This is a genomic window from Acidovorax cavernicola, assembly GCF_003581445.1.
In genome coordinates this window covers 1-558 of the sequence record NZ_QXMN01000354.1, presented here as the reverse complement: position 1 = coordinate 558, position 558 = coordinate 1, and the positions used below count along the sequence as shown (strand labels likewise).

General features: G+C 69.0%; 1 protein-coding gene. It reads right to left on the bottom strand.

All coding sequences use genetic code 11. The features are described 5' to 3' along the window. Positions 1–558: helix-turn-helix transcriptional regulator (locus D3H34_RS33610; RefSeq protein ID WP_147400644.1), on the bottom strand; the 558-nt coding region annotated here is incomplete at both ends.

The window sequence follows — 558 nt, the reverse complement described above, 5'->3', positions numbered from 1 at the left end:
GGCGTAATCCCCGCATGCGCCTTGAACACGCGCTGGAAATGCGCCTGGTCGGCAAAGCCCAGGCGATAGGCGACGTCGGCCAGGCCTTCGCCCGCGCGCAGTCGTTCACGCGCGAGATTGACACGCCGGTTCAGCTGCCAGGCATGGGGCGTCATGCCCGTAGCCGCGCGGAATGCGCGGATCAGCTGGTAGCGGCCCATGCCGGCCACGCGCGCGAGTTCCGCGAGATCAGCGTGCACATCCGCCTGATCGCGCAGGAAATCGAGCACCGGCTGCACAGTTTCGCGGTGGCTGCGGGAAACCGTCTGGGCGGGCATGCGCCGCCCCTGCCCGGCATCGGACGCGCCGATGAACTCGATCAGCGCTGCTTCCTTGTCTGCCACATCGGCCGCGGAGAACAGCAGCGCGTTGAGACGGCAAAAGCGCGCATAGACCGCGGGCGCGGCAACGATGCGGATCGGCTCGCGGTCGTCGCCGGTGTATTCCGCGCGCACGGCCTGCAGCCAGGCCGCATCCAGATGCAGCATCTGGTAGCTCCAGGCACCGCCCGGCTGCGGG